27 protein-coding genes and 1 tRNA gene are annotated in these 25,590 nt (G+C 56.9%); 5 read left to right on the forward strand and 23 right to left on the reverse strand.

The window, feature by feature from the left end; translation table 11 throughout:
- Positions 1-98: 98 nt before the first annotated feature.
- A complete protein-coding gene (locus tag RGV59_RS28710; protein ID WP_126585516.1) occupies positions 99-236 on the reverse strand; it encodes a multidrug transporter in 138 nt (45 codons plus the stop codon).
- A gap of 441 nt (positions 237-677) precedes the next feature.
- Here RGV59_RS28710 and RGV59_RS28715 point away from each other — a divergent pair, with 441 nt between their 5' ends.
- Positions 678-1,544: an AbiJ-NTD4 domain-containing protein gene (locus RGV59_RS28715; RefSeq protein ID WP_126585517.1), complete on the forward strand. Its 867-nt coding sequence runs from the start codon at positions 678-680 to the stop codon at positions 1,542-1,544.
- 1,414 nt (positions 1,545-2,958) lie between these two features.
- Here the strand turns inward: RGV59_RS28715 and RGV59_RS28720 are convergent.
- From RGV59_RS28720 to RGV59_RS28755, 8 genes are all read right to left on the reverse strand, one after another.
- Positions 2,959-3,171, reverse strand: coding sequence for a hypothetical protein (locus RGV59_RS28720; RefSeq protein ID WP_126585518.1), 213 nt, complete (start codon positions 3,169-3,171; stop codon positions 2,959-2,961).
- The gene (locus RGV59_RS28725; RefSeq protein ID WP_126585519.1) at positions 3,168-3,485 is read right to left on the reverse strand and encodes a hypothetical protein; all 318 of its coding nucleotides are present in this window, start codon (positions 3,483-3,485) and stop codon (positions 3,168-3,170) included. Before RGV59_RS28725 ends, RGV59_RS28720 begins: the two co-directional genes overlap by 4 nt.
- Before the next feature lie 55 nt (positions 3,486-3,540).
- Positions 3,541-5,745, reverse strand: coding sequence for a hypothetical protein (locus RGV59_RS28730; RefSeq protein ID WP_126585520.1), 2,205 nt, complete (start codon positions 5,743-5,745; stop codon positions 3,541-3,543).
- Complete coding sequence (locus RGV59_RS28735) at positions 5,742-6,122, reverse strand: hypothetical protein (protein ID WP_126585521.1); 381 nt, start codon at positions 6,120-6,122, stop codon at positions 5,742-5,744. The genes RGV59_RS28730 and RGV59_RS28735 overlap by 4 nt, the downstream gene beginning before the upstream one ends.
- Entirely contained in the window at positions 6,122-6,448 is a 327-nt protein-coding gene (locus RGV59_RS28740) for a hypothetical protein (RefSeq protein ID WP_126585522.1), read from the reverse strand. Before RGV59_RS28740 ends, RGV59_RS28735 begins: the two co-directional genes overlap by 1 nt.
- Positions 6,448-7,002, reverse strand: coding sequence for a hypothetical protein (locus RGV59_RS28745; protein WP_126585523.1), 555 nt, complete (start codon positions 7,000-7,002; stop codon positions 6,448-6,450). Before RGV59_RS28745 ends, RGV59_RS28740 begins: the two co-directional genes overlap by 1 nt.
- The gene (locus tag RGV59_RS28750) at positions 6,999-7,283 is read right to left on the reverse strand and encodes a hypothetical protein (protein ID WP_126585524.1); all 285 of its coding nucleotides are present in this window, start codon (positions 7,281-7,283) and stop codon (positions 6,999-7,001) included. Before RGV59_RS28750 ends, RGV59_RS28745 begins: the two co-directional genes overlap by 4 nt.
- Before the next feature lie 611 nt (positions 7,284-7,894).
- A tRNA-Ser gene (locus RGV59_RS28755) sits at positions 7,895-7,984 on the reverse strand.
- 320 nt (positions 7,985-8,304) lie between these two features.
- Here RGV59_RS28755 and RGV59_RS28760 point away from each other — a divergent pair.
- From RGV59_RS28760 to RGV59_RS28770, 3 genes are all read left to right on the forward strand, one after another.
- The gene (locus RGV59_RS28760; RefSeq protein WP_017848500.1) at positions 8,305-8,997 is read left to right on the forward strand and encodes a crotonase/enoyl-CoA hydratase family protein; all 693 of its coding nucleotides are present in this window, start codon (positions 8,305-8,307) and stop codon (positions 8,995-8,997) included.
- Positions 8,998-9,212: 215 nt separating this feature from the next.
- A complete protein-coding gene (locus RGV59_RS28765; RefSeq protein ID WP_017848501.1) occupies positions 9,213-9,959 on the forward strand; it encodes a lysophospholipid acyltransferase family protein in 747 nt (248 codons plus the stop codon).
- A gap of 42 nt (positions 9,960-10,001) precedes the next feature.
- Positions 10,002-10,973, forward strand: a complete 972-nt coding sequence (locus tag RGV59_RS28770) for a magnesium and cobalt transport protein CorA (RefSeq protein ID WP_026140214.1) — start codon at positions 10,002-10,004, stop codon at positions 10,971-10,973.
- Here the strand turns inward: RGV59_RS28770 and RGV59_RS28775 are convergent.
- From RGV59_RS28775 to RGV59_RS28785, 3 genes are all read right to left on the reverse strand, one after another.
- Complete coding sequence (locus RGV59_RS28775) at positions 10,951-11,694, reverse strand: amidotransferase (RefSeq protein ID WP_017848503.1); 744 nt, start codon at positions 11,692-11,694, stop codon at positions 10,951-10,953. The genes RGV59_RS28770 and RGV59_RS28775 overlap by 23 nt on opposite strands.
- Positions 11,695-11,779: 85 nt before the next feature.
- Positions 11,780-13,927, reverse strand: a complete 2,148-nt coding sequence (locus RGV59_RS28780; protein ID WP_126585525.1) for a 3-hydroxyacyl-CoA dehydrogenase NAD-binding domain-containing protein — start codon at positions 13,925-13,927, stop codon at positions 11,780-11,782.
- Positions 13,928-13,942: 15 nt separating this feature from the next.
- A complete protein-coding gene (locus tag RGV59_RS28785) occupies positions 13,943-15,148 on the reverse strand; it encodes an acetyl-CoA C-acetyltransferase (protein ID WP_017848505.1) in 1,206 nt (401 codons plus the stop codon).
- Between the two features lie 640 nt (positions 15,149-15,788).
- Between RGV59_RS28785 and RGV59_RS28790 the strand changes: the two genes are divergently transcribed.
- A complete protein-coding gene (locus tag RGV59_RS28790; protein ID WP_126585526.1) occupies positions 15,789-16,595 on the forward strand; it encodes a c-type cytochrome in 807 nt (268 codons plus the stop codon).
- A gap of 1 nt (position 16,596) precedes the next feature.
- Here RGV59_RS28790 and RGV59_RS28795 read toward each other — a convergent pair whose 3' ends face one another.
- The 11 genes from RGV59_RS28795 to RGV59_RS28845 all read right to left on the reverse strand — a co-directional run bounded on the left by RGV59_RS28795 (position 16,597) and on the right by RGV59_RS28845 (position 25,581).
- The gene (locus tag RGV59_RS28795) at positions 16,597-17,400 is read right to left on the reverse strand and encodes a transglutaminase family protein (protein WP_017848508.1); all 804 of its coding nucleotides are present in this window, start codon (positions 17,398-17,400) and stop codon (positions 16,597-16,599) included.
- Positions 17,397-18,347 (reverse strand): alpha-E domain-containing protein, encoded by a 951-nt coding sequence (locus RGV59_RS28800; RefSeq protein ID WP_026140215.1) that lies wholly within the window; start codon positions 18,345-18,347, stop codon positions 17,397-17,399. The genes RGV59_RS28795 and RGV59_RS28800 overlap by 4 nt, the downstream gene beginning before the upstream one ends.
- A 4-nt stretch (positions 18,348-18,351) precedes the next feature.
- A complete protein-coding gene (locus RGV59_RS28805; RefSeq protein ID WP_046382394.1) occupies positions 18,352-19,761 on the reverse strand; it encodes a circularly permuted type 2 ATP-grasp protein in 1,410 nt (469 codons plus the stop codon).
- Positions 19,762-20,208: 447 nt separating this feature from the next.
- Positions 20,209-20,550 carry a ribonuclease E inhibitor RraB gene (locus RGV59_RS28810; RefSeq protein WP_003193463.1) on the reverse strand — a complete coding sequence of 114 codons (342 nt, stop codon included), beginning with the start codon at positions 20,548-20,550 and terminating at the stop codon, positions 20,209-20,211.
- 213 nt (positions 20,551-20,763) lie between these two features.
- Positions 20,764-21,000: a hypothetical protein gene (locus tag RGV59_RS28815; protein ID WP_046382393.1), complete on the reverse strand. Its 237-nt coding sequence runs from the start codon at positions 20,998-21,000 to the stop codon at positions 20,764-20,766.
- Between the two features lie 103 nt (positions 21,001-21,103).
- The gene (locus tag RGV59_RS28820) at positions 21,104-21,709 is read right to left on the reverse strand and encodes an START domain-containing protein (RefSeq protein WP_104902629.1); all 606 of its coding nucleotides are present in this window, start codon (positions 21,707-21,709) and stop codon (positions 21,104-21,106) included.
- A 40-nt stretch (positions 21,710-21,749) separates the two neighbouring features.
- On the reverse strand, positions 21,750-22,004 hold the full coding sequence (locus RGV59_RS28825; protein WP_017848513.1) for a YkgJ family cysteine cluster protein: 255 nt from the start codon (positions 22,002-22,004) through the stop codon (positions 21,750-21,752).
- A 162-nt stretch (positions 22,005-22,166) separates the two neighbouring features.
- The gene (locus tag RGV59_RS28830; RefSeq protein WP_126585527.1) at positions 22,167-22,658 is read right to left on the reverse strand and encodes a translation initiation factor 2; all 492 of its coding nucleotides are present in this window, start codon (positions 22,656-22,658) and stop codon (positions 22,167-22,169) included.
- 104 nt (positions 22,659-22,762) lie between these two features.
- Positions 22,763-24,202 (reverse strand): PLP-dependent aminotransferase family protein, encoded by a 1,440-nt coding sequence (locus tag RGV59_RS28835; protein ID WP_017848515.1) that lies wholly within the window; start codon positions 24,200-24,202, stop codon positions 22,763-22,765.
- Between the two features lie 204 nt (positions 24,203-24,406).
- The gene (locus tag RGV59_RS28840) at positions 24,407-25,222 is read right to left on the reverse strand and encodes an OmpA family protein (protein WP_046489324.1); all 816 of its coding nucleotides are present in this window, start codon (positions 25,220-25,222) and stop codon (positions 24,407-24,409) included.
- Entirely contained in the window at positions 25,219-25,581 is a 363-nt protein-coding gene (locus RGV59_RS28845) for a DUF4398 domain-containing protein (protein ID WP_026140217.1), read from the reverse strand. The genes RGV59_RS28840 and RGV59_RS28845 overlap by 4 nt, the downstream gene beginning before the upstream one ends.
- Positions 25,582-25,590: the final 9 nt, after the last annotated feature.

The raw sequence follows: 25,590 nt of genomic DNA on the forward strand, positions 1-25,590 counted from the left end.
GAACGAAAGCAACGGATTTAAAGGCTTGGCTAATTTACACAATACTATTCTGTTAATTAGGAGGGTGGACGGGAAGGCAAAGCCCTCCCGCGCTAGGGCTACTTTTTCTTCTTGCCGCCCGTGGGCTTCTTGGGTGGCGGCTTGTCTTTTTCCTTTACCGTCTCCCTTGGTCTCTTCTCGGCCTCTTCCTTAGTCACGTATTCACCAGTGACTGCATCACGGTATCTCGTTGCCATGTTGGCTCCTTAATGGCACGTCGCCACGCCAGCGACCATACCGAGGCTAGTCCAGGGAATCAGGTTGGCAAGGTGGAAGAAACGAGTTTTCACGGTTTGTGTGCAGGGAACATGGGTTCATGGGGAGCTTGGGTGGGGCTGGGTGTTGCCGCTCCGTAGAAAAATGGCGATTCCGGCTCAAAACGGACGTTTTGATGTGAAAACCTCAATTGGAGTGCAGCCACCGTAAAAAGCTTAGCCACACTCTTCCACAAGCCACGGAAACACTGGGCTCCAGCCCTATTGCCTTAGAACTCCGTTCTTGGGGGAGCCACTCACGCGGGAGGTTTCCATGGGGTTTTGGGTAGGTATTGGGATGTTTCAACGGAGGTTTCTGTAACCATAGTCAGGCACTAAGCCATCAGTTACTATCTGCGCCATTGGCTACCGCAAGGGAATTGTATGTCTGACGAAATGAATCACTTGAGCTTTTCACAGCGGTTAGGTTTTGCACCGGCAGCAAAGGTGATTCAAAGTACATTCATAGACCAAGATCTTAGAATAGCGATATGGAATTGTCTTACTCAGACGTACTGGGCGACGTATGACCCTCCATATCGCGGATCTAGTCATGTACACGGTTCAAACTTTGAAGGTTTCTGTTTTACTTTGTACTCTAACTATTACAAGAGGACGGTAGACAGCATCCCGCTTAGCTGGTCAAACGTCCTTGCAGAGCTTAAAAATGACGTTCTCGCGGGGATATGGTATCAGGTGTACGACTTGATAGAGTTTATCGCGGATCATGCACCCGACGAATTTGATACCTACGACCTTTTCATTCAAAATTGTAACAAAGCACTTGAGCGCGAAAACTCTGCGTTTCGTTTCGTTTCTGGGAAAATCACCCCAATCACAACAAGCGAAGAAATAGCGTCAATCGAGCGAGCGATAGCTAACTCAGATCAGTATGCAGGCGTAAGAACACATCTGCAAACATCACTTGGATTCCTTACGGACAAGCTGACCCCCGACTACCGGAATTCGATTAAAGAGTCTATTAGCGCGGTTGAGTCACTAGCAAAGAAACTTGTCGGTGATGACAAAGCTACTCTGGGCCAAGCGCTGAAAGTATTGGAAAAGCATCACCACCTTCACTCAAGCCTCAAGACTGCCTTCTCCGCACTGTACGGTTACACCAACGATGCTAGCGGCATTCGTCATTCCCTAATGGATAACGAATCAGATCTTACTCAAGCAGACGCCCGCTTTATGCTGATTACTTGTTCAGCGTTCATCAACTTTGTTGTCGACAGCACAAAGAGTTAATCCGCCAATGGAGTGAGTCAACATCATACGTCACCGTATGGCTCCACCTAGTGCAGAGATGGTAACAGCGTGAGCTGTAAAGTTGATTCACTTCAAAGGCTATGCCACCTCCCGGTGGACGTATCGCCACAGGACTTCCAGTCCAACCGAAGCCATACATAAAGAAATCACCACAGAACCGCTTCTGCCCTTGATCTTGGATTTTTGTGCATAAAGGAATGCGTTCGCATTCAGCAGTTCATCGTCAGCGTTCGCTGACAGCTATTGCCATCACCTCCGGTGTATCAAGGTCAAGATCAAAAGCATTTTGGGTTGTGGTGATGCTGGATGTATTTACTGGTGGGCTGATCCAGAATCGGGACGATACGACTAACGTCACTCCAAGGGTGATTACACTCTAGTGCTTCGCACTGGCTTCTTTTCTTTCCGACGTTAATTGCTTTGATCTGTTCAGACCTCCGGTCTTTCTTCTTTCCGACGTTAATGAGTTCCTTGAAGGCGGAACTCTCGGAGTGCCTCGCCGTATGCTAAGTAATCTCCAGTTTCTCGTAACTCTTCGATGTGGCGCGGAACCTGTCTTAGCGGTGTATACGGCACAAGCGCAACATGGGAGTAGGCCAGCTTGGCCTCAATACGCGCTTCCTCCTCGTAACGTTCAAGCAGCTCTGGTCGTCGAATCAGATAGGTGAATAACCCGTGAGCAGCGTGGCGTGCAGCTGCTATCACGCGCTGGGCTTTCCGCCTTGCCATTCCAGCATCGAGAAGGGGCTGAACTACGAATGTACGCAAGTGAAGCGCCGCGGCAACCTCGTCCATGGATACGTTGCAAACGTTCCCAGACTGACCTGCGCTGTTGAGACAACTACCAAAAACGATGTCGTCAAACCACTGAGGGCGAGTACCCGGGAATGACAGTTGCGCAGTTATGTGGGCAATCGGATTGGATGTACTTCCAGGCTTTCGCCCACGCTTCGTCGGCGCCGGTTGGATTGATTCTGTGTAGTCAATAAGTTTGAAAACAAATGGTATTGCCATAGTTACGCTCCAGTAGTTTTTCATTTCATAGGCAGATGCCTCTGGTAATAGGGAGGGTCAAATTCCAGACAGCACAAAACCGACGCCTGACGTTGCACTAGTGCAAGTCGAGAACGTTCGATGTTGGGTTTTAGGAAGTTGGCGACAATACGCCTAATGACCCTATTTTGTCAAGATACTTTACACTTACAAGTTATTGTATGAGCCTAACTCACAAGCCCCTGTAGAGCGATTGCAGCGTCACGCTCAAGTGAAACCACCCATACAGTGGCGCCACGACTATCGACGCCTGTATGACGCCATACGGGCCTATGGAGCCTCTCTGAAAGTTCATAGGCGGCATGCAATGCCTCACTTGCGTCACGGTAAACTTGATTCATCATTCTCTCTCCTTACTTGCGGGTTGAACTCGGTAGTCGATAAATACTTCTAGTTGTGCCTGCTGCTCCAAGTGCCCAGCCAGAATACAATCAAGGATCATTGCCTTAATGGGTGGGAAAGAATTCAGTACGTCTTGTCCGTAGACCTCAACAACATATTCAGTCGCAGCGGCGTGGAAGTCTTGCTGTCCTGCAATATCTTCATATCTCATTTTTTCGCCTCATCTAGTTGCTGCATTAGTTGGATACTAACCTCAAGCGCTACCATCTTCCGAGTCTGGGAAACCTGATCAATCCTCCAAGAAATAAAGCCCTCCCTGATGCCCATAATTTGGCGCTGCATGGTCGCATCCAATCTAACTACAAGCTGGGCTTCTCGTTGCTGGGATTCTTGAGAAACCCTGGCAGCAAACTCTTTATTTGATACTTCGTTACGCACAATGCTATAGCCAGTCAAACCGAGATTTAACAGAACCATGAATATCAGCATCACAAGTAACTGCTTGATAATTTTTAAATCACGCACAGAGACTCCTTGGTCTATCTGGGTATAAAAGGGGAAAAGCCTGTTGTTAGCAGGCTTATTGAACTTCTTTAGGGGTGTAGGAACCAAAGATCTTATCAGTCACTACTTTTGCGATCTCATTAGCGTCAGCATCCGTTTTTACATTAACCGTGACATTATTTGTTACGGTAGTCGGTGCCGCACTGTTAGAGTTAGTCGTGTTATTGACGACTGTACCCCTAACAGGCTGCTCATCGGAAACCCACGCGCCACGACTACCGGGGGTGGCGCGTGAAGCCTGAGTCGTCGCGGTAGCGACAAGTTTGGCTATAGCGCTATCTGGATCACCGGCAGCGAGCAAATCTGCAAGGCGTTTGCCATAGTTTGGAATCCCGCCTGTATTCAAGCCGCCCAGAGATAGTTCAGGAGGTGTAATACTCAACGAGTCAGTAGCAACCACCCTCCCGGTAAATTCACCTTTGGAGTAGTCAGGCCTGTTAGTTAACCAGCCCCACAACTGACTAATAGGGTCAACCGACTTCTTACCACTTGCGTCAGACTTACCGCCATTAAAGGCGTATGGATCAACACCACTACCTTCAATCATGTACGCCGCCCCAACTTCTTCGGCCTTCTGTTGCGGAGTCTTCTCGGTGTTATCAGCATTCTTACCTGTCATCATATGCAACATTGAAGTTTGCAGCTTGACTAATACCACGTCGAAGTCCCGGAAAGCAGCTTGCAGACCTGAGGTCGATTCGATCAACTGTCGCTCGGCTGTAAGACGATCACCCAGCGCGGCAATCAACTCAGGATCGCTGTTTGTTTTCTCGGCCTGGAGGTACTTGTCGTTTTCCACACGGACAGCTTGTGCATCCAACGAGTGCTTATGCCTCTCAAGTAGTTCCGGTGATTGGGCAACGATATCTCGCATCCCCTGCTGAACCATTGCACCGTTAACTTTGCCATCGTGTTGAGCCTCCAATACGAAACCAGCCAACTTGTTAATATCACCTTTGTAACCAAGAGCTTTACCAATGGCCTGATACAAGATTGTAGTTAGACGCGTACCAAGTGCGTCTGTTAGTGGTCGAAGGTCTTGCCCCATGAATCGGTCTTTTGAGTACCCTTGGTTAAGCTGGAGAGCGGCAGAATACTGCTGCGTCTTGTCCAAGTTACCAATACGGAATACAGCAGCTTGATCTTTCTGGAGCTGGATGGCTTCTTCCAGTGTTTTTCCCTGAGCGCGAAAACCTTGAACCATGTTTGAATAAGCTACAGCCGATTCACGATCAATCTTCATTCCGAACTCTTGAGAATTTTGAATGTACGCCTCTTTGATCCGGATTCGCTCTTTATCGTTATTACCAGCAGCCATCAAGGTATTATCAAACTGTTGATTATCGGCTGCCGTCTCTTGGCGCTGCTTGATACGCTCACCCAAGTACCCAGCAGCCTCTGTAAGCGCGTATAACGCGGCACCAGCCGCTCCAATCCCGATAGTCAGTCCACTCAAGCCCAGACCCTGAGGCTCAGCCTGACGGGCCTGCCAAGAGGCGTGGCGTTCGGTTGCCATGGCATAGCGACCGGATGCCTGTTCGGTGCGTGTTGCGGCTCTGACTTCACGGGTAGCACTGGCAAGTTTTGATGCTTGATGGCGCTCGGCAAGTCGTACACCACGCTCACGAGCGGCAAGTAATCCGGCCTCCGCACGCTGCAACTTAGACTGATGTAGCGCAGCCTGTTGCTGTAGTTGAACTGTTCTTTCTTGACGGCGAAGCAAAACATCTTGCAGGCGAGCTTCTCGAATCTTTGACTGTTCAGCCGTGGCCTGCAACTTAGCTCGCCCAAGATCAACTTTAAGGGCTTCCTGTTGAGCCTTATGCTGTTTGGCCGACAACACTGCCGACGTGACTTGTTGTTTCAAAGATGCACTTTGCAAGAAGGCGTCTTCACGCTTACCATTGGATACTAACTTCTGCTCGGCAAGCTGGGTGGCGAACTGGGCGCGCTTGAGGCGAGCCAACTTCTGTTCTGTCGCTACCTGCTTAGCGAGACTCTTCTCAACTGCCGCATTCGCGGCTGTGCTGGCATCCCGTCTGGTGGTGATGTTAAACTTCTTATTCAGTGCCTTTTGCAGCGCTTCGGCTTGCTTGCCCACTCTTATCATAGAGGCTTCGGCTGTCTTCAACATACCCAGAAAGTGCTGTAAGCCAGAAGCATCGACTTTGAAAAACAACGAACCCGTAAGGCGTGCAATTTCTTCGTTGTGGGCACTCATTGGCTACCCCCACTGGCGAAACCATTCGGAAGCTGACGCTGTTCAAAGTACTCATTAAATGTACGATGGAATGCAGTGTTGTTTCGGCCAAAGCTTACATACTCAGCACTTGCAAGGGTGCTACCCTTGTTATTAATCAAGTACGCCTTGAAAGCATCTTGGACGGCCCGACCACCAGACAATGCAAAATAGACTGTACCGTCAGGAAGTCTTGCCCACTTGTAACTAAAGGCGATACCTGGAGAGATATAAGCTCTCAGGTGTTGAGACATTGCACAAACAAAGCCACGAACATTAGTTGAGGGGGCCATTGTGGTGATACTGTGGTATTGCTGTTCATTTTTCAGAACTTGTTTCGGCGTAACCAATCTTTCCATTAATGGTCCTTTGGCGGAACGAAAACCCAACTTCCTGCCGGAATGCCGTTCATACTAACAGGTAGCGTAAACGACCTTGCAATCAGTTCAGGATTTGCAGAGTTGAACTCTCGAAGAGCTTTAAAAATTACTGACTCGTTATAATCTGCACTACTCATAACTAAGGTCATCCCTGTAGATGCGTGTATGGCTTCTGGGGCGCTTTTAGCGGTTGGTTCTTGCACTGATGAGGATTCACTCTTAGTTACTGCCAAAGGCTCTTGTAGAAGCTCCTGTAATTTACCGGGGTTGTACTTGGTCAATAGCAACTTGGTCAAACCATCCATTAGCGTTTACCTCGGGCGGGAGTAGTCTTTACCACCTCTGTTGCCGGTGGCGCGGTGAAAGTCTCCCGGATCTGTTTTTCAACAAGAGCACGCTTTTCAGCAGCAGCTTTAGCCTGTTCACGCTCTTCGCGAGCAGCGTCAACACGAAGTTGTGCGTCAACTTGCTGTTGGATGAAGCTCTCGTTGTGAGATTCAATCTCTGCCTTGTAATCGTCCTCAACCTTTTGCAAGATTGCTGCAAGCATTGGTTTGACTTGGCTCTCTGGACGATTGAAGTAGATCTCAAAAGTGTTTGCATTAATCGCTACAGTGCCAATCGTTGTAAGCGTGTAGCCTTTGGCGGTGTATTCGATATATACCGGAATGAGGTCTTCTGCATACTTCACAAGAACGGCTTCAATGCCACCCTCGACATACCCACCTACAGGGCGCCCTGTTACAGGATCATTGCCGGCGAAGTGATTGATCCCACTCTTGCGGCCTCGGAATTGTTCCTCTGCTGCTGCCTTACGGGCTTGAAGTTCGGCTGTATCTACAGTTTTGAATAAGCTCATTGTGTCTCTCTCATTAGAATAATTGGTGCATCGGAATGGATTGCTTCTAAAACTTCTGGATTTAGAAAACTTCGCACGAGAGCCTCAAGCTCTTCGTAAGTTTTAGTGTCCCCAACATCGGTAAAAGTTACTTCCAACCTGCCGATGGTGATTGTTTTGTCTGCTCGCTTCTTACGACGATGGTCAGATGACTTGCAAGCGGCGCTGCAATACACGCCTCTGCTGTTTTTTGAATCGAATGGTTCACTGCATACAATGCAGTTTCGTTTTACTACGGCCATAGGCATGGCTCCTTTTGAACTAGGTGATTTACTGGTTAGTTTGGGTTTGATTGCTACTGAAACGCACTGAAGAATAGCGCGGACAAAAAGAAGGCGGGGTCAGCTTGAAGGCGCCCCGCCGTAGTTGTGTAACCGATGCTCTTTATGGTGTTGCGAATGAGGTGCCCATTTCGATAGTCAAGGGCGTGACCGACTAAGATCCTCACCTTAGCCTGACAGTTTCTCGGCCAACGCAACTGCTTAACGTTATGGACCGTTCCCACGGCGGCCAGTTTGAAACTCTTGGGAAGAGCCTCAAGGAGAAATTCAGGGGGTGTAGCGGGGAGAGGCGTAATAAAAACCTCTATCTTTACTTATTGTCGCACGACATACGCCACCTGTCAAGCATATTCGTAAAATAAAAGCAACTATTATCTATTCTGTGCGACGAACGGTAATTCCGACAGACGTGAACCGTCTTCTCTGGGCGCGAGAACATAGCTAGCTTGTGACGCAGGAGGGACAGGGTTACAGCGAAGGGTATGCGATACGAGGGGAGTAGTACAAATAAGTAGTACAAACGAAAAAGCCCGTGAACTCTAAGTAACTGAATTCACAGGCTTTTCTAAATGTGGCGGTGAAGGAGAGATTCGAACTCTCGATACAATTTCTTGTATACACACTTTCCAGGCGTGCTCCTTAAGCCACTCGGACACTTCACCGTATCTCGTCAAACCAGTTCAGTCTGTCGAGGCGCGCTAATGTAGTCGAAAGACTTGCTGATGGCAAAGGTTTTTTTCAGAATTTTCATGCGGTTAGACCGGTATTCCGTGACGGGCCAGGCGAGGGCGATGATTCTGCCATTCTCAGGCATCGGCGGCACGCGTCTGGGACGGTTGCTGCGCCCTGCCCCGGGCGGTTTACCGCCGGGTATAGAGGGAAAGCCTGACTGGCCAGTCAGTCACAGCGCTTTACCAGGCCGGGCGTGGTGAGTAACGTCTGCGCATGCACCTCTATAACAAATCCTACAAGGAACCACGTCATGAGTGAGTTGATCTCCTACCACCTGGAAGACGGTATCGCGACCCTGACCCTGAGCAACGGCAAGGTGAATGCCATTTCTCCGGCGGTGGTCAGTGCATTTAATGAAGCGCTGGATCAGGCCGAGAAGGATCGGGCGGTGGTGATCATCACCGGGACGCCGGGGATTCTGTCGGGTGGCTATGATTTGAAAGTGATGACCGCCGGCCCTAAAGAAGCGATCGGCCTGGTGACGTCGGGCTCGACGCTGGCGCGGCGCCTGTTGGCGCATCCGTTCCCGGTGATCGTCGCATGCCCTGGGCATGCGGTGGCCAAGGGCGCGTTCCTGCTGTTGTCGGCGGATTATCGGATCGGGGTCGAGGGCCCGTTCAGCATTGGCCTGAATGAAGTGGCGATCGGCATGACCATGCACCATGCAGGGATCGAATTGGCGCGCGATCGTCTGCGCAAGTCGGCGTTTCAGCGTTCGGTGATCAACGCCGAGATGTTCGACCCGCAAGGCGCATTGCAAGCCGGTTTCCTCGACAAGGTGGTGGCGCCGGAAGCGTTGCACACAGCGGCACTGGAAGCGGCGCGGCAGTTGAAGAAGCTCAATATGAACGCCCACAAGCAGACCAAATTGAAAGTGCGCAAAGCCCTGCTCGAAGCCTTGGATGAAGCAATCATCCAGGACCAGGGCCATATTTTGAGCTAAGCCGCCTGCATGTGCCGTATCAAAGCCCGACCTTGAGTCGGGCTTTTTCTTACAAAAACAACCGACTAATCCTTGGCCGCTCTAGTCTGCCCCTGCTGGCACTTATTGAAACATGTACTTAAACATCGCCTATCTCCTACCTCTATCGGGGCAATTGCCGAATACAGTGTACATCCGTACACTGCGCCACCTTTTGTCTCGATGGTGCCGTGTCGATGCTGTTTCTGTTGCGTATGTCGTTGATGGGCCTGCACTTTATCCTCGCCGGCGGCTTGGGCGTGTTGCTGGGGATCTGTCGGCCGTTCAACCCGGACAACAGCCGTCTGTGCGCGCGCCTGTATGCGCTGCCGGCGATGCGAATACTGGGGCTGCGCGTCAAGGCCGATGTCGATTCGCTGCGCAACAAACCCGGCAGTTGTCTGATCATCGCCAACCACCAGTCCAACTATGACCTGTTTGTGCTGGGCACCGTGGTGCCGCACCGCACCGTGTGTATCGCCAAGAAAAGCCTGAAATGGGTGCCGTTGTTCGGCCAGCTGTTCTGGCTGGCGGGCAACGTGCTGATCGACCGCGGCAATGCGTACAAGGCACGCCGCGCGATGCTCACCACCACCCGGACGCTGCAGCATAAGGACACGTCGATCTGGGTCTTCCCGGAAGGCACGCGCAACCTGGGCAAGGGCCTGCTGCCGTTCAAGAAAGGCGCGTTCCACATGGCGATTGCCGCCGGCGTGCCCATCGTGCAGGTGTGCGTGAGCAATTACGTCACCCATATGCAACTCAATCGCTGGAACAGTGGCGATGTACACATACGCTCGCTGCCGCCGATTCCTACCACCGGCCTGACTGTGGATGACATCCCGGCGTTGATGCAAGCCTGCTACGCGCAGATGGATGAATGCATCAAGGCGATGGACCACGAACTGCAAAGTGCCATAACAATAGAACTCGCTTCCAGCTAAGCTGCCCAACATCTGTTCCCCTGATAAGAAGTGATCGGCACCATGGGTAGAGTTGTTGCGGCCGCTGTTTACAGCGCCGGAAAGAAAGTTACCGATATCACCCTCGACGAAGGCGCGGCCTGGGCCGCCAAACCCGGGCATTTTGTCTGGATCGGCCTGGAAGAGCCCGACGCTCGCGAGCTGGGCAACCTGCAACGCCAGTTCAACCTGCATGAACTGGCCATCGAAGACGCCCTGGAAAAACACAGCCGCCCCAAGCTGGAAACCTTCGGCGACGCGCTGTTTATCGTCACTTATTCTCCGGTGCGCGAGAACGGCAAGCTGGTGTTTATCGAAACCCATATCTTTGCCGGCAACGGCTACATCATCACGGCGCGCAACGGGCACTCGGCGTCCTACGGTTTGGTGCGCCAGCGCTGTGAGGCACGGCCATTGTTGCTGGAGCATGGGGAAGATTTCGTACTCTATGCACTGCTGGATTTCGTCACCGAAAACTATCAGCCGGTCAGCGAGGCGATCCACGCCGAGATCGATGAGCTGGAGCGCAACGTGCTGTGCAGCTCACTCAATGAGCACGATATCCAGAACCTCCACAGCCTGCGCCGTGACGTGCTGAGCCTGCGCCGCTACGTGGCACCGATGGTGGAGATCAGCGAAGAGCTGCAGAAGCTGAGTTTTCCATTCATCGACAAGAACATGCGCCCGTATTTTCGTGATGTACAAATCCACGTCACACGGCAGATGGAAGACCTGGCCACCCTGCGCGACATCGCCAGCCAGACCATCGAGATCGGTGTGTTGCTGGAGGCGTCGCGCCAGAGCGTGGTGCAGCGCAAATTCGCCGCGTGGGCAGCGATCCTGGCGTTCCCCACGGCGGTGGCGGGGATTTACGGGATGAACTTCCAGAACATGCCCGAGCTGCAATGGCATTACGGTTATTTTGGCGTGCTGGGGTTCATCGCCGTAGGGTGCAGCGGCTTGTGGGCCAGCTTCAAGCGTTCGGGCTGGCTTTAACCTTGGCTTCAGGCTTGTGCGCAACGAAGCGCATCATCCACTCCGCCACGGTCACACCGTGGTGGTCGCGCTCGAGGCTAGCCACGCCATTCTTGTAGACCTTCTCGCCCAAGGTTGTCTGAAGAATCTCCAACAGCTCGCGGGAATAGTCGTGGATGAACTCGGGGTGCCCCTGGAAGCACAGCACCTGATCGCCGATGTGGTACGCCGCAAACGGGCAAAACTCGCTGGAAGCGATGACCGTGGCATTGTCCGGCAAGGTGGTCACCTGGTCCTGGTGGCTGATCAACAACGTCAGCTCCGGTACCTCAGGGCTCATCCACGGCGCCTTGGCATCGATTTTGTAATCGTGGATGCCCATGCCCCAGCCCTGGCCGGCGCGCTCGGTCTTGCCGCCTAGCAGCAACGCCAACAATTGGTGACCGAAACAGATGCCCAACAACTTGTCGCCGCGCTCATAGCGGTCGAGCAGGTAGGTTTTGAGCGTCTGAATCCAAGGATCGGTGCCAAACGAATCGGCCTTGCTACCAGTTACCAGATATGCGTCAAACACCTCGTCATCCGACGGGTATTCACCCTGCACCACGTTGTACACGACAAACTCGGCCGGGATCGGCTGCTTGGAGAACAGGCGCTTGAACATCTGCCCGTAACCTTGGTACTGATCGATCAAGCCTGGACGCAGGATATCGGTTTCCAGGATGCAGACGCGTAGCGACATAAAAAATACCTGACACGGCGATGGGAATATTGAACACCTCCAGAGCCTGCCTTGAAATGTACCTGCAAAGCAAGCCCCGCATCGATCACCGAAATACTTCACCCTGTGCGGCTTTCTGCAGCAACAACGCCGGCGGCGAGAAGCGCTCGCCATACTGCTCGGCCAGGTAGCGCGCCCGTGCAATAAAGTCGTTCAAGCCGTACTGGTTGATAAATTGCAAAGCGCCACCACTCCACGCCGCAAAGCCGATACCGAAGATCGAGCCGACGTTGGCGTCTGCGGTGGACATCAACACGCCCTCCTCCACGCAGCGCACGGTTTCGATGGCCTGGATAAACAACAAACGGTCGCGCACGTCCTGCGCTGAAATGCGTTGGTCGGGGCGTTCGAAGCGGCTTTTCAGTTCCGGCCACAAATACTTCTGCCCACCTGCGGGGTACTCATAGAAACCGCCCCCCGCCGCCTTGCCCATGCGCTGGTATTCGTTGACCAACAGATCAATCACCTGCGTCGCCGGATGGGTTGGCGCGGCTTTACCTTCGGCCTGCAGATCCTTGGCTGTCTGCTGTCGGATATGGCTCATCAGGCTAAGCGACACTTCGTCGGACACCGCCAGCGGCCCCACCGGCATACCGGCCTTGCGCGCTTCGGTCTCGATCATCGGCGCAGCCACGCCTTCGCCGAGCATGGCGATGCCTTCGTTGGTGAACGTGCCGAACACCCGCGAGGTGAAGAAGCCGCGACTGTCGTTGACCACAATCGGGGTTTTCTTGATTTGCAGGACGAAGTCGAAACCACGGGCCAGGGTTTCGTCCGATGTCTGTGTACCCTTGATGATTTCCACCAGGGGCATCTTGTCCACCGGGCTGAAGAAATGCAGGCCGATGAACTTGGCCTGATCCGGCACCGCCGTGGCCAGGCCGCTGATAGGCAAGGTGGACGTGTTGGAAGCGATCACCGCGTCCGGGCCGACCACGTTTTGCGCGGCCGCAGAGACCCTGGCCTTGAGCTCACGGTCTTCGAACACCGCTTCGATGATCAAGTCGCAGCCGGCCAGGTCGGCGTCAGACTGCGTAGGATGGATACGCGCCAAGGTGGCTTCGCGCTGCTCGGCGGTCAATTGCCCACGGCTGACCTTCTTGTCCAACAGTGTGGCCGAGTGCGCCTTGCCTTTCTCGGCGGCTGCGAGGTTGATGTCCTTGAGCACCACCTCAACGCCTGCACAGGCGCTGACATAGGCGATCCCCGCGCCCATCATCCCGGCACCGAGCACGCCGACCTTGCGCGTCAGGTAAGGCGCAAAACCCTCAGGGCGCGAACGCCCGGCGTTGATGTCATTGAGCTGGAACCAGAAGGTGCCGATCATGTTTTTCGCCACCTGCCCGGTGACCAATTCGGTGAAGTAGCGGGTTTCGATCAGGTGCGCGGTGTCGAAATCCACCTGGGCACCTTCCACCGCCGCGCAGAGAATTTTCTCCGGCGCCGGCAAGCAGCCATTGGTTTTGCTGCGCAGGATCGAGGGCGCGATGGCGAGCATCTGTGCGACTTTCGGGCTGGACGGCGTGCCTCCGGGGATCTGGTAAGCCTTGTTGTCCCAAGGCTGCGCGGCGTCGGGGTGGGCGAGAATCCAGGCGCGGGCCTTGGCCAGCAGTTCGTCGCGATCCGCTGCCAGCGCGTCGATCAAGCCCGCTTGCAGGGCCTGCCGTGGGCGGATCTTCTTACCTTCGAGCAAATACGGCAGGGCTTTTTCCAAGCCCAACAGGCGCACCATCCGCACTACGCCACCGCCGCCCGGCAGCAGACCCAGGGTGACTTCCGGCAGCCCCAGTTGTAGCGACTGGTCGTCCAGCGCGACCCGGTAATGACACGCCAGGCAAATCTCCCAGCCACCGCCGAGGGCAGCGCCATTGATGGCGGCGACCACCGGTTTGCCAAGGGTTTCCAGGCTGCGCAGTTGCGCCTTCAGTACCCGCACACTGTCGGAAAATTCCTTGGCCTGGGCCTTGTCGACCTTGATCAGTTCATTGAGGTCGCCCCCGGCAAAGAACGTCTTCTTCGCCGAGGTGATGACCACGCCGGCGATCCCGTCCTTTTCCGCTTGCAGCCGCGCCACGGTGGCCGCCATAGCCTCGCGGTACACAGCGTTCATGGTGTTGGCGCTCTGGCCGGGCATGTCGAGGGTCAGGACCACGATCTGGTCCTGGCCTTTTTCGTAACGAATGGCTTGGGTCATGACAATTCCTTGGGCTCAGAGGCGTTCGATAATGGTGGCGATGCCCATGCCACCGCCGACACACAGGGTGGCCAGGCCGTAGCGTTGTTGGCGCACTTCCAGTTCGTCGAGCAAGGTGCCGAGGATCGCGCAACCGGTAGCGCCCAGCGGGTGGCCCATGGCGATCGAGCCGCCGTTGACGTTGACCCGGGCGGCGTCGATGCCCATGTCCTTGATGAACTTGAGTACCACCGAGGCGAACGCCTCGTTGACCTCAAACAGGTCGATGTCTTCGACGCGCAGCCCGGCCTTGGCCAACGCCTTGCGCGTGGCTGGCGCCGGGCCGGTGAGCATGATGGTAGGGTCGGTGCTGGTGACCGCCGTGGCGACAATCCGCGCCCGCGCTTGCAGGCCCAGCTCGCGGCCCTTGGCCTCGGAGCCGATCAACATCAACGCGGCACCGTCGACGATACCGGAGCTGTTGCCGGGGGTGTGGACATGGTTGATCCGCTCGACATGGCTATAGACCCGCAGCGCGGTGGCGTCGAAGCCCATCTGCCCGATCATCTCGAAGCTGGGCTTGAGCTTGCCCAGGCCTTCGAGGGTGGAGTCGGCACGGATAAATTCATCGTGGTCCAACAGCACAAGGCCGTTCTGGTCCTGCACCGCGATCAGCGACTTATTGAAGGAACCGTCTGCGCGCGCCCGGGCCGCTTTCTGCTGGGAATGCAGGGCGAAGGCGTCGACGTCCTGACGACTGAAGCCTTCCAGGGTCGCGATCAAATCCGCGCCAATACCCTGCGGCGTGAAATGGCTGTGCAGATTGGTTTGCGGATCGAGCACCCAGGCGCCGCCATCGCTGCCCATGGGCACGCGGGACATCGACTCGACGCCACCGACCACCACCAGGTCTTCGAAGCCGGAACGCACTTTCATCGCGCCCAGGTTCACGGCCTCGAGGCCCGAAGCGCAGAAGCGGTTGACCTGGACACCGGCGACGCAGACGTCCCAGTCCGCCACCAGCGCAGCGGTCTTGGCGATGTCGGCGCCCTGGTCGCCCACGGGGGTGACGCAGCCGAGGACGATGTCATCGACCTGGCGGGTATCGAGGTCGCTGCGCCGGGCCAGCGCCGTCAACAAACCCGCCACCAGGTTTACCGGCTTGACGCTGTACAAGGCACCGTCAGCCTTGCCTTTGCCCCGGGGCGTGCGTATCGCATCAAAGATCAAAGCTTGGGTCATGACATCCTCGAACCGCTGTGCATGTGTGCCCTTACCTTAGGCCCGATTGACACGGTTTCAATGACGGATGCGCTCATTGCGTTTGACCCCCTCGCTCGGACGAACGGTAGCAGATGAGTGCAACCGTTTGATTAATCGTTTTAGCGGTCTAGCCAAGGCATTGGCGCCAAGATGGCGATAGGCCTCATACCTCTTTCAGTAAAAAATATGACAAGTTGATATGAAATGGATCTAAGCCACGCAGAACGAGGGCTCTAAGGTTCACTCAGTAGGAAGTTGCTGCCGGGTTTTGCTGGAGCAGCTGTAAGAAAAGCGACACGTCACGTTGCGATACTGAAATAAACCGGCACGCATTTGACGCTCAGGAATAACAACAAAAGGCAGTCAGCCATGTTCAAGCATTCGAAAATACGTCAGGCGGGACTTATTCTGTTCGCCACCACACTGATTCTGATCTTGCCCAACCTGACCAAGGTGCTTGGGTGACGAATCACACGCGCCATTCTGTACATCAGGCTTGCAGTTTTTGGCAGCTCCTGCGGGGACATTGCGTATAGCGGTCCCGTTGCAGGGGCTGCCGTTTTGCCTGGGAATTTTCCGGTATCTTAGGCGCCACTTCTTCTCGCACCGGGCCTCTCTCTTGAAATCGATCCTCGCCCTCTTCGCCTTGTTCCTCGCCCTGCCCGTTGCCGCCGCGCAGTTGACCATCGAGCTGGACCACACCAGCAAGACCTGGCAGACCGAAGACCTGCTCAAGCACCCCGATGCACAGACGGTGCATATCGTTGATGACGTTTCCTACAAGCGAAGCATGACGTATCGCGCAGTCCCGCTGGCGGTACTCCTACCGGGTCTGCAGACGGAAAACCATCTGCAGGCCATCGCGCTCGACGGGTTCGCCGCCGAACTGAGCGCCGCGCCTTTGCTGGAAACACACGGCGCCCGCGCCTGGCTGGCGGTGGAAGATCCCACCGATCCGTGGCCCGCGCTGGCCGCCGACAAGCCGAGTGCCGGGCCGTTCTACCTGGTGTGGACGAACCCTCAGGCCGGGCACATCAGCCCCGAGCAATGGCCGTTCCAGATCTCCGGGATCAAGCAGTTGAAGACGGTTGCCGAGCGTTTTCCGGCGTTGCTGCCCGATCCGAAGCTGGGTGCGAATGATCCGGTCAACCAAGGTTTTGCGCTGTTCCAGAAAAACTGCCTGGCCTGTCACCGCCTCAATGGGGCTGGCGATGCACAGGTAGGGCCAGACCTGAACATTCCCTACAACCCCACCGAATATTTCAGCGGCGATTTTCTCAAGCGCTATATCCGCGACCCACAAAGCCTGCGGCGCTGGCCCCAAGCGAAAATGCCGGCCTTCGCCGTCGGCGTGTTGCCCGAGAGCGAGCTGGCGTTGCTGGTGGAGTATTTGAAGCATATGGCCGGGCGCAAGCAGCAGCCCTGAGCTATTGCTGCTGCACCGAAACCAGCGGCGTCGGCGCCACCGACACCTTGGCATGCATCTGCTCATGCCCGCCGCCGCGCCGCATGCCGCGTACCGGGCAGGCGTCCAGATAATCCAGGCCCACGGCCAGTTTCAGGTGCCGCTCCGGCCGCGCCAGTTGGTTGGTCACGTCAAAGCTGTACCAGGCGTCGTCCAGCCAGGCTTCGGCCCAGGCGTGACTGGCCAGGTGCGTGCTGTCCTCGGTGTACAAATACCCCGACACATACCGCGCTGGAATCCCCAGGCTGCGCGCGCAGGCCAGGAACGCGTGGGTGTGGTCCTGGCACACCCCCGCACGCCCCGCGAAGGCCTGCGCGGCGCTGGTGTCGACCTCCGTGGCGCCGGGCGTGTAGACCATCGAGTGGTTGAGCGCGTGCATCAGGTCGATCAAGGCGCTGCGGTCGCGGCGCTGATGGCAATGCTGCTCGGCAAAGCGGCGCAGGGCTTCGTCGGGCTCGGTCAGCCGCGTACTGCGCAGGAACGGGTAGGCGGACTGGCTCTCGTGCTCAGCCTCGCGCAACTCGTCGATATCCACCTGGCCACGGGCACCGATGATGATGGCGTCGTGAGGCTCGTCCAGGGTCAGCACATGCAGGATATTGCCGAACGGGTCGACCTGGGCGCGCACCGGACGCGGTAGATCCAGTTGCCAACTGAGTACGTGCTGGCGTTCGCTGTCGTGGGGCGTAAGGCGCAGGTACTGGATGCTGGCGCGCACCTGATCGTCGTAGTGGTAGGTGGTTTCGTGGCTGATGGAGAGTCTCATGCCGCCTCCAGGTAGGAACTGTAGATGGCATCGCCCAACTGGCGGACCAAGGGAATAAAGTCGGTCAGCCAGGCATGCAGGCCTTCCTCGAGGATTTCGTCAATGGCGGTAAAGCGCAGGCGCGCATCCATTTCGGCGGCCAGGCGCTGGGCCGGGCGGCCGTTGAGGCCGGGCAGGCTGGCGAGGATCTGGTCGATCTCTTCGCTGCAGGCCCGCAGCGAACGCGGCACATCGGCGCGCAACAGCAACAGCTCTGCCACTTGCCGGGCGCCGGGGGCGTCGCGGTAGATCTCGGTGTAGGCCTCGAACGACGACAACGCACGCAACAAGGCACTCCACTGGTAGTACGCGTGGGCTGTGCCATCGCTGACCGCTTCGGCCTGGTCGCCAGCCATTTCATAGCGTGCGTCCAGCAGGCGCAGGGTGTTGTCGGCGCGCTCGATGAAAGTGCCCAGACGGATAAAGCGGAAAGCATCGTTGCGCATGATCGTGCCGTAGGTGGCGCCGCGAAACAGGTGCGAACGCTCCTTGACCCACTCACAGAACCGGCTCATGCCGTAGCGGCTCAAGCCTTGCTGGGCGATGTCGCGGATATCCAGCCAGGTGGCATTGATGTTTTCCCACATGTCGGCCGTGATTCGCCCACGCACCGCATGGGCGCTGGCCCGCGCAGCACCGAGGCAGCTGTAGATGCTGGCCGGGTTGGCCGCGTCCAGGGCGAAAAAGTGCAGCAGGCGTTCGGCGTGCAGCTCACCGTGTCGCGCGTGGTAGTCGTCCAGCGTGCCGGTGATCAGCAACGGCATGGCCAGTTCATGCAGGCCGTCGCCGCGCCCGTCCTGGGGCATCAGCGACAGCGAATAGCTGACGTCGAGCATGCGCGCGAGGTTTTCCGCGCGTTCGAGGTAGCGCGACATCCAGTACAGATCCGAGGCAGTTCTACTCAACATGGCATCAGTCCTCAACCACCCAAGTGTCTTTGGTGCCGCCGCCCTGGGACGAGTTGACCACCAGTGAACCTTCGCGCAGCGCCACGCGGGTCAGGCCGCCGGGCACCACGCGGGTTTCCTTGCCGGACAACACGAACGGGCGCAGGTCGATATGGCGCGGGGCGATACCGTTTTCGACGAAGGTCGGGCAGGTGGATAAACACAGGGTCGGCTGTGCGATATAGGCGTGGGGCTTGGCCTTGATACGCGCGCGGAAGGCTTCGATTTCCGCCGCCGTGGAAGCCGGACCGACGAGCATGCCGTAGCCGCCGGAGCCTTGGGTTTCCTTGACCACCAGGTGCGGCAGGTTAGCCAGTACGTGGGACAGTTCGTCGGGCTTACGGCATTGGAAGGTCGGAACGTTCTTCAAGATCGGTTCTTCATCCAGGTAAAAACGGATCATCTCGGTGACAAAGGGGTACACCGACTTGTCATCCGCCACCCCGGTGCCGATCGCGTTGGCCAACACCACATTGCCCGAACGATAGGCGGCAAGCAGGCCGGGGACGCCGAGCATGGAGTCCGGGTTGAAGGCCAGCGGGTCGAGAAACGCATCGTCGAGGCGGCGATAGATCACGTCCACGGCCTTGGGGCCGTCGGTGGTACGCATGAAAACGCGGTCATCGCGCACGAACAGGTCGGCGCCCTCCACCAGTTCCACGCCCATTTCCCGGGCGAGGAAGGCATGCTCAAAGAACGCACTGTTGAAACGCCCGGGGGTCAACACCACCACGCTGGGGTTATCCAGGGGGCTGGCGCTTTTCAGGGTGTCGAGCAGCAAGTTGGGGTAGTGGTCGATCGGCGCGATACGCTGGGCCGCGAACAGTTCGGGGAACAGGCGCATCATCATCTTGCGGTCTTCGAGCATGTAGCTGACGCCGCTGGGCGTGCGTAGGTTGTCCTCCAGCACGTAGTAAGTGCCGTCACCATCACGCACGAGATCGACACCGGAGATGTGGGAATACAGATCGCGGTGCAGATTCAAGCCCTGCATAGCCAACTGATACTGCTCGTTGGCCAGCACCTGTTCAGCGGGAATGATCCCGGCCTTGATGATGCGTTGTTCATGGTAGAGGTCGGCGAGAAACATGTTCAGCGCCTTGACCCGCTGAATGCAGCCACGTTCGACAATCCGCCATTCACTGGCGGGAATGCTGCGCGGGATGGTGTCGAAGGGAATCAGGCGCTCGGTGCCCTGCTCATCCCCGTAGAGGGTGAAGGTGATCCCGGCGCGGTGAAACAGCAAATCGGCTTCACGCCGGCGCTGGGCCAGCAGTTCAGCGGGGGTTTCGGCCAACCAGCGGGCGAACTCGCGGTAATGAGGGCGAACCTGCCCTGCCCCATCGTACATTTCGTCGTAATAAGTGCGGATCATGCCGTACTCCTTGTCACCCGGACGCAAGAATCATCGCAAGGCCCGTGCCAGCGGCATAAACACTTAAGAATCAGTGAGTTAAATAATAGCGGGGAGTTAAGCGCACCATCCTGGTGCGCGGAATGCCCGGTGTCTTGTCGCGCGCTTCATCACAATGCGGGCTTTGACTATCAACAGCATAGCCAGTGTTGATTTCACTGCCCGTCCCCCGGTGCGGATAATCACCGTCATCTGCTGAACAGGACTCGTCCTACAGCCTTACCCATCGAGCAATCGGTACCGTGTGATCTCGTGTATCGACCGACTCCTCCGGTCTTCCCTTTCGACCACCCCACTCGGGTGGTTTTTTTTGCCTGGAAATACCGCGCGAGTTGCGTCTGATTTCAGACGCCACAAACAAAATCGGCCGACCCAAAGGTCAGCCGATACGCTGTGTTTCTCATACTGCTACATGGGTAACCCACGCACCTCCTGCTTGACGCCCCATCCTTCGATGATCCCGCCCAGCGGCTCGACCACCGCTTCAAAGTCTTGCTCGAAGTCTCCTATGCCGTCGTAGGTTGCAAACATGATCTTGCTCAGTTCCAGGTACCAGGCGCCATCGTCGCGCGCGCTGACCTGGGCGTTCAGGGATTCGCCACGAAACCGACCCGCAGCCCTGCGCGCCCGTTCCTCGTCCGGGAAAATGGCGTAGAACTCGATGGGGTGGAACCGTGAAAAATCGAAGCCGCCTTCTTTCATGCGGCGCAGAACGTTGGTGCTGATGTCTTCTTGATAGGCTGTGCTCATGAAACGTCCTCCTCAAACCGATGGATAGACTTTCCGTGCTTCCCGAAGCCCACGCCTTACTGGCGCGGGTACTACGGCAATGACATCACCGCTGGAAAACAAGCATGTAGCTGACAAGACCAGACCTTAGCGATTCATTCGCTGATCTCACTTGCAGAGTAGCGCGAAGCTATCACCTCCACCAGAGGCGCTTGAATGGCAGACAGGGAATGTTCAGACGACGGGAGAGATGTCGAGGATCTGGATACTGTTCTGGTCTTTGAGGATCTTGACCGTCGGTTCGGGTTTACGGCCTTCCAGGTCATTGAGGTCCAGTTCGGCGGCCACCGGCACCAGCTTGTCGCGAATCAAGTGTGCCGCATCTTCGAGGCTGGGCTTGCGCTCGCAGGTGAACTGCTCCACGGACTGCACACCGTGATCATCAACGAAGGTAATCTGCCACTTTTGCATCGGTGCCTCCTCGATAAAGCCCGCGTGTGGGCTTACCTCTATCTGGACCTTGAGGGCTCGCTAAACGTTCCACTCAAGGTCGCAGGCACCGGGTCTGCCGCGCTTACTTCTCGGCGCGTTCCCTGAGGGCTTTCAAGGTGTTGAACGGGGCGTCCACCACGAACTTGTTGGCCAACCACGAAGGCACGCTGCCGCCTGGCTCGGTGTGTACCTGGTAGGTCACTTCGGTTTCGTTGGCACCTTTAGGCACCAGTTTCCAGAAGCCGTCGACCTGGGCCACGCGCACATAACCCTTCACTTCCGGCTGATAGGTCGGCACTTCCAGCAGGGTGCGGGTCACGCTGCCGTCGGCGGCCTTGGCCGTAGTGATTTCCAGGATCGAATCGCGGTCGGTCACTGGGAACGGGGCCTTGAATTGGGTGTAGGTCCAGCTCTTGACGCCCTCCTGCTTGAGCAGTTTTTGCGACTTGCAGTCATGAATCCAGGCGCAGGCACCGACCGCATCTTCCTGCAAGGCCTCGATCTTGGCCACGGGGGCCTTGATCACTGTCACACCGCGATACGCCTTGTACTTGGAACCGGCGACTTCGCTCAGCGACACCTTGATCCCGTCTTCATCCTTGGCGACTTGCCAATCCTCAGCCTGAGCAGTGGCAGCAAACAACACCGTAAAACCGCACAACACAGCCATTCGTTTCAGCGAAACCATTGTTGTATTCCTTATTGTTGAAGTTCCGATAGTAAAGCCATCAAGCCGCCGTCATCTGCTCCCACCAGCCGATCAACCTGATCGCATCGGCCTGGTCGGTGCCGCAGACCTCGATATCCGCCTTGAAATCACTGCACACCGCCGGCCGTTCCGGTTGCCCGAACAGCAGGCATAACTGTTCGACCGACAGGTGCAGGCAGCGTTCGCCCGCGGGTTTGCCGTGGGGCATTCCCGGCAGCGGTGAACTGATGGAGGGGGCGATGCAGCAAGCGCCACAGCCTTCACGGCATTTCATGAGCAACAGGTCCTCGACGGCTCAATAGGGAAGGCCGGGCTAGAGTACGCCCTTAAACAGCCGTTTTAAAATGGTCTAACAGGGGTTTTTCGCAGAAAATAAAAGTGACTGACCAGTCTGCGACAGATGGTCGAGTATCGACGTCACCTTCGCCGGAAAAGTTTATTGCTTGAATTCGAAATCCAGCGCCGCGCCTTCCACCTCACGCCGTTCTTCGTTGCGCAGTTGCAGCTTCATCTCATTGCTGAGCAGGCGACCGTTGATCTGGAATGCACTGTTGTCAGTCGGCTTTTCGCCAAACATCGGCGGCAACAACGGTACGTTTTTCGGCGCAGGCATACTGCCGATGGGCTGCAGGTGCCTGACCATGTCGGAAGGCAGGGACAAGTCCAACTGTGCCGGTGGCAAGTGGGTCTGGGCCACTTCGTGGGCGGACTTGGACTTGCTCGCAACCGGCGCGCGTTTTTTTGCCGATGCGTTTTTTTTGTTGGTCGCCGGGGCTTTTTTCGCCGGGGTCGGTTTTTTTGCGGGGGTTGTGTGCTCGGTAATCGCGGTCGGTGCGGGGTCCGCCACAGGCGTCGCCGCCAGCGTGACGCCGACGTGACTCAGGCTGAGCAGGCTAATCACTAAAACAGCGCGAAAAATAGAAGTCATATTGCCAACAGCATTAACGGCAGAAGGCCATATGCTCGCTTGTTGAGGGCAGCATGACAAGCGCGGTGATTGGCCAGCTATCAGAACTGGCTACTTGGCAAGCCTCACAAGCCGGCCGCTGTCTCCAGGCATAACTGACTGGCGAGCATCCCCAAAGTCATCAGCGCCCGCTCTGCCTCGCGATTCCACGGCGTGCCGCAGTTAAGACGAATACAGTGGTTGAACTGTTCCGTATTACTGAAGATCAACCCCGGTGCGATGCTGATGCCCTGCTGCAATGCACGCACGTGCAGTTCCTGGGTATTGACCCGCCCCGGCAAACTGACCCACAGGATAAAACCGCCGGTCGGACGGGTCATCTGGGTGCCTTCGGGAAAATACTGCTGAACCGCCAGTTGGAACGCGCTGAGGTTCTTGCGGTACTCCTGGCGGATGTAACGCAGGTGCCGATCGTAACCGCCGTTCTCCAGGTACGCGGCGACACCCATCTGGGTGACGCTGCACGCCGAATGGGTGCTGAACATCTGCAAACGCTGGATTTCCTGCTGATACTTGCCGGCGATCATCCAGCCGATACGCACGCCGGGTGACAGGGTTTTGGAAAAGCTCGAGCAATAAATCACGCGGTCGAGGCGATCGTAGGCTTTCAGGGCTTTGGTGCGCCCCAGTTCGAACATCAGTTCGCCGTAGATATCGTCTTCGACGATCTGGATATCGAAATCCGAGGCCAGGCGCAGCAAGTGTTTCTGCCGCTCCTCGGGCATGGTGCCGCCCAACGGATTGCTCAGGCGCGTGGTCAGCACCAGGGCTTTGATCGACCACTGGTTAGCGGCCAATTGCAGGGCTTCCAGGCTCATGCCGGTGGCAGGGTCGCTGGGGATCTCGATGACCTTGAGGCCCAGCAGATCCGCCAATTGCAGCAAGCCGTAATAGGTCGGCGACTCGGCGGCAATCAGGTCGCCCGGCCGCGTCAGCACCCGTAACGACATCTGCAGGGCATCGACGCAGCCGTGGGTGATCACCACTTCGGACGGGTCCACCACCACGCCGGCATCGCGCATGCGGATCGCCACCTGGCGGCGCAACGGCTCGAAGCCGGGGCTGAACATGTAGCTGAACGCCCGCGGGCTCTGGAAGCGCGTGACCTTGGCCAACTGCTGGTGCAGTGCGCGTACCGGCAAGTAATCCACACTCGGCACGGCCGCGCCCAGCGGGAATACGCCTTCGCGACGCGACTCCACCAACACTTGCTGAATGATGCTGCTGCGCGTCACCAACCCCGGGCGCTCGACCCGGGCGATATCCGGCGTCGGCGCCGTCAGCGCCGGTGTCTGGTGTACGTAATACCCGGACTGCGGCCGCGCGCGAATCAAGCCCTGATCTTCCAGGTTGGCGTAGGCCTGCAACACCGTGGCATGGCTGACGTTGAGCTGGGAGCTCATCTTGCGCACCGAAGGCACGCGCTCACCCGGTTGATAGACACCGCGCCGGATATCCTCAGCCAGTTGCTGGGCGATACGTTGGTAGAGCAACAGATTGGTCATGACGCAGCACTCGATTTCACGGCTATTTTATTTTTGTGTGAAACATACCGGCACAGTTTAGAAGTGTACGGGGACAGTTGCCACAATAGTCGAGCGCGAGCGGCAGTGATAGAAAAAACTGTAAGGGTGGCCTGAGGCGTTTCGGGCCCCCCGAAAAAAATGTGGGAGGGGGCCCCCCTCCCATATTTTGCTTGCGCCAGGCTCCTAGCGGGCGGCGCCCAACTGGCCCTTCGCGTCGGAGAACACGATCTCTACCCGGCGGTTCTGCGCGCGGCCGCGCTCGGAAGCATTGGCCTCCACCGGGTACTGGTCGCCATAGCCTTCGACCTGGATGCGCTTTTCGTCGATCCCCAGGTCCACCAGCACATCCGCCACCGATTGCGCGCGGTCGCGGGACAGTTGGAGGTTTTCCTGCTCGCCGCCGGTGCTGTCGGTGTAACCCTCGATACGCACGATGCGCTTGGGGTTCAGTTGCAGGAACTGGACGATTTTCAGCACGGTGCGGTTGGCCGAGTTTTTCAGTTCGGCTTCACCGGTGTCGAACAACACGTCGCCCAAGGTCATCACCAGGCCGCGATCGGTCTGGGTGGTGGCCAGGCTGGCGATCTGTTCCTCGAGCCATTTGCCCTGCTGCTGCACGCTGACCAGCTTGCTCTCGCGCAGGGCCAGTTGCAGGCGCTGGCGTTCCAGTTCGAGTTTGGCGCCACGTTCCTGATTGAGCGCCTGCTCGGTGTGTTCGCGGGCGATCGCGCTGTAGCGCTGGCTGAGGTAGGCGTAATGCACCACGTCGGCACCGCTGCCCCAATAGCTGGACAAGCGATCGGCACGGGCCAGGGACTCTCCGGCGCGGATCACGTCCTTGGGCGCGAAGCGCAGCACGTTGGCGTCTTCCTTGACCTTCTGGAAGTCGCTGCCCGCCTGTTGCAGGGCCTGCTCGCCATTCGGGTGGCTGGCGCAACCGCCCAGGGCCGCGCTGCCCAGCAGCACGACGCAACTCAAGCCACGGATCATCGGGCTCATTGGGCTTCTCCCAGCTGCAATTGCTTGCGCAGGCGGGTGATACGGGTATTGAGCACGTTCAGTTGTTCCTGACTCTTGCGGGTCAACACTTGGGCTTCGGCGAGACGCGCATCCAGCTCGGCCTGTTCGGCCTGCATGCGCGCGTTCTTGTAGGACTGGTCGGCCATATCAGCCTGAGCCTGGGCGAATTTGCCTTCAGCCAGTTTCAGTTCGGACGATTCATCGGAGTTGGCACCCACGGCGTTGGCTTGTTCCAACGCTTGCTGGGTGAGGCGTATTTGTTCATTCGGCGCAGGATCGGCTGCACATCCCGCCAGAGCAACGACGGCGAGGGCCGCTAAAAAAGGTCGAAAAATCACTGAAAATCC

The organism is Pseudomonas sp. FG1 (genome assembly GCF_034313875.1).
Lineage (GTDB): Bacteria > Pseudomonadota > Gammaproteobacteria > Pseudomonadales > Pseudomonadaceae > Aquipseudomonas > Aquipseudomonas veronii.